At 74.8% G+C, this 3,501-nt stretch carries 3 protein-coding genes and 1 tRNA gene; 2 read left to right on the top strand and 2 right to left on the bottom strand.

Annotated elements, in window-relative coordinates; translation table 11 throughout:
• Positions 1-26: 26 nt before the first annotated feature.
• Complete coding sequence (locus AC0CYZ_RS19325) at positions 27-1,235, bottom strand: hypothetical protein (RefSeq protein ID WP_472218256.1); 1,209 nt, start codon at positions 1,233-1,235, stop codon at positions 27-29.
• A 42-nt stretch (positions 1,236-1,277) separates the two neighbouring features.
• Positions 1,278-1,361: transfer RNA gene (locus tag AC0CYZ_RS19320), tRNA-Leu, on the bottom strand.
• Between the two features lie 77 nt (positions 1,362-1,438).
• Between AC0CYZ_RS19320 and AC0CYZ_RS19315 the strand changes: the two genes are divergently transcribed.
• Both AC0CYZ_RS19315 and AC0CYZ_RS19310 read left to right on the top strand, forming a co-directional pair.
• Positions 1,439-2,755 carry a M20/M25/M40 family metallo-hydrolase gene (locus tag AC0CYZ_RS19315; protein WP_472218254.1) on the top strand — a complete coding sequence of 439 codons (1,317 nt, stop codon included), beginning with the start codon at positions 1,439-1,441 and terminating at the stop codon, positions 2,753-2,755.
• Positions 2,749-3,501, top strand: a 753-nt coding sequence (locus tag AC0CYZ_RS19310; RefSeq protein WP_472218252.1) for an SDR family oxidoreductase, incomplete at its 3' end; no start/stop codon positions are given. The genes AC0CYZ_RS19315 and AC0CYZ_RS19310, both read left to right, overlap by 7 nt.

Genomic DNA, 3,501 nt, shown 5'->3' with positions numbered 1-3,501 from the left:
CGTTCCGGGCCGCGCGAGGGGAACCCTCAGGCGGGTAGAGCGACCGATCGCTCCCCTCGCGTGGCGGCCGCCGTCGCCCGGTCGCGGACGGCGAGGGCCCACACCGCGAACGGCACCGCGCCCGCCCCGAGCGTCAGGTCCGCCGACCACACGGCGCCGGTCTCGGCCAGCGCACGCGTCAGGGAGAGCACCGACGGCGCGAACATCACCGCGGCGCAGCACCAGCCCACGGCCTCGGCCGAGGCGGGCCGCAGCCGCCACAGGACGGCGGCGAGCAGCAGCGCGGCCCCGAGGGCGATCACGACGATCCCGACCGAGAGCCCCCGCTGGGCGGTCACCTTCGCCGCGACGTGCAGCGGGGAGAAGCGCGCGAGCCCCCCGAGCAGGAAGGGCGTGATCAGCACCGCCCAGACCGCCGCCGCGACACCGCCCACGAGCACCGCCCGCCGGCGTCCCGCGTGCAGCCCGACCGCCACCGCCACGATCACCACGACGAGCGCGAGGTGCGGGCGGGTGCAGGTCGTCACGCCGAGCGCGACCGCGGCCGCCGCCAGGATCCGCACCGACCCGTCCGGCCCCGGGCGGGCCGCCCGCAGCGTCCACGCGACCGCGGCGAGGGCGGGCACGGCGCCGGTGACGAGGTCGTCGCCGATGAGGAACTCGCGCCAGACCTCCAGGCCGTAGACGACGGTCAGCGCCCACAGCACCGTCGGGCCCGGGCGCAGCCGCCACCCGCCGTTCAGGACCGGCAGCAGCAGCGCCGTCCACGCCACGTTCTGCCACGCCGCGGAACCGAGCACGAACCGGAACGGCGCGGCCAGCACCAGCGCGCCGGGGAGCGGGGTGATCGGGTTCTGGAGGTAGGTCGTCGCGGCGTAGGGGTAGCGCCCGGCGGCGAGCTCGGAGCAGGCGACGTCCAACGCGTCGGCCCGGTCGCTGCCGACGCCCAGGACGTGGTTCACCGACACCGGGACCCCGACGACGAACACCGTCACCAGCGCCGCGAGGCACGCAGCGACGAGCGCGGGCAGCACCCACGACGGTGCGCGTTGCAGGCGCTCGATCGCGAGCGGGACCAGGAGCAGCGTCGTGAGCCCCGTCGCGATCGCGTAGGTGACCACGACGGTCGGACCGCCGAGGTTCGTCGACAGGTGGGTGGAGACCACGACGAGGACCACCGCGAACGCGATCGGTCCTGCGGCCTGCTCGGCGTCGGGGCGCCGCACCGGGCTCATCACGGCAGACTCCCGACGAGCCGGGGATTCGACAGCACTGGGTGTCCGAGGGGGGACTTGAACCCCCACCCCCTACTCGGGGACTAGCACCTCAAGCTAGCGCGTCTGCCATTCCGCCACTCGGACCTGCGGGAAGAGAGCTTACGCGACGCCCCACCCGACGATCACACGGGGTGGAGCCGGGGCTGGCAGGATGCGCCCTCATGGGTGCCGCCGAGGACGAGGTCGTGCAGCTCACCAGCGAGCTGATCCAGATCGACAGCAGCAACACCGGCGAGCTGGAGACCACCACCGGGGAGGCCGAGGCCGCGGCCTACGTGGACGCGAAGCTGCGCGAGGTCGGCTACGGGACCGAGATCGTCGAGTCGGGAGCGCCCGGCCGGCACAACGCCTTCTGCCGTCTCCCCGGCGCCGACTCCTCCCGCCCGGCGCTGCTCGTGCACGGCCACCTCGACGTCGTGCCCTTCACCGCCGAGGACTGGTCGGTGCACCCGCTCTCCGGGGCGGTGCAGGACGGCTACGTCTGGGGTCGCGGCGCGGTCGACATGAAGGACATGGACGCGATGATCCTGGCGCTCGCGCGCCAGTTCCGCGCCGAGGGCGTGGTCCCGCCGCGCGACCTGGTCTTCGCGTTCCTCGCCGACGAGGAGGCCGGCGGCGCGTACGGCTCGCACTGGCTGGCCGAGCACCGTCCGGACCTCTTCGCGGGGTGCTCGGAGGCCCTCGGCGAGGTCGGCGGGTTCTCGGTGACCCTCGGGGAGGACCTGCGGGTCTACCCGGTCATGACCGCCGAGAAGTCGATCGCGTGGATGCGGCTGCGGGTGCGCTCCCGCCCCGGGCACGGCTCGATGGTCCACGACGAGAACGCCGTGACGATCCTCGCCGAGGCCGTCGCCCGCCTCGGCCGCCACCGCTTCCCGCTGGTGCTCACCGAGTCGGTGCAGGGGTTCTTCGACGAGATCACCGCGCTCACCGGGATCGAGTTCCCGACCGAGTCGGCCGCCGCCCTCGACGGCGCCGTCGCCAAGCTGGGCGGGGTCGCCCGCGTCGTCGGCGCGACCACCCGCGACACCGCGAACCCGACGATGCTCTCCGCGGGCTACAAGGCCAACGTCATCCCGGCGGTCGCCGAGGCCACCGTCGACTGCCGCGTGCTGCCCGGCCGGCAGGAGGCCTTCGAGCGCGAGCTCGACGAGATCCTCGGGCCCGACGTCGAGCGGGAGTGGATCCGCAACCTGCCCGCCGTCGAGACCGCGTTCTCCGGCGACCTCGTCGACACCATGACCGCCGCCGTCCAGGCCGAGGACCCGGGCTGCCACACGCTGCCCTACATGATGTCCGGGGGGACCGACGCCAAGGCGTTCGAGAAGCTCGGGATGCGCTGCTTCGGGTTCGCCCCGCTGCGCCTGCCTCCCGACCTCGACTTCACCGCCCTGTTCCACGGCACCGACGAGCGGGTCCCCGTCGATGCGCTGCACTTCGGCACCCGCGTGCTCGAGAGGATCCTGCGGACGTGCTGATCACACCGGAGACCGTCGCCCTCGTGACCGGGGGCGCCTCGGGCATCGGTGAGGCGGTCGTGCGCCGGCTCGCCGGGGCGGGCGCGAAGGTCGCCGTCGTCGACCGGGACGCGACGGCCGCCGCGCGCGTCGCCGACGACGTCGGGGGCCTCGCGATCGCCTGCGACGTCACCTCGCCGAAGGCCATGGGCGCGGCGGTGGCCGAGGCCGAGACGTGGGGCGGGCGCCTCGACGTCGTGCACCTCAACGCCGGGTCCGTCGGCGGGCAGTCCGGCATCACCGACCTCGACGTCGAGGCCTACCGCCGCGTCGTCGGGGTGAACGTCGACCACGTGGTCTTCGGTCTCACGGCCGCCGTGCCCGCGCTGCGGCGCACCGGCGGCGGGACGGTCATCGCGACCTCCTCGCTCGCGGGCCTCGTCCCGCTGCCCGGCGACGCCATCTACACGCTCACCAAGCACGCCGTCGTCGGCTACGTGCGTTCCGCGGCCGCCACGCTCGCGCCCGAGGGCATCCGGGCGATGGCGCTGTGCCCCGGGTTCGCCGACACCGCGCTGATCGCGCACGTGCGCGACCAGTTCTCCGGGTTCCCGCTGCTCTCGGCCGGCGACGTCGCCGACGCCGTGGAGCGGATGCTCGCCGACGGCGCCGCGGGAGAGTGCTGGTACGTCCAGCCCGGCCGCGACCCGGGCCCGTACGGGTTCCGCGGCGTGCCGGGCCCCAAGGGCGGCGAGGCCCCGCCGCCG

It is taken from the genome of Actinomycetospora sp., assembly GCF_055612215.1.
The sequence above is the reverse complement of the archived record's forward strand: the minus strand, read 5'-3'. Positions and strand labels throughout refer to the sequence as shown.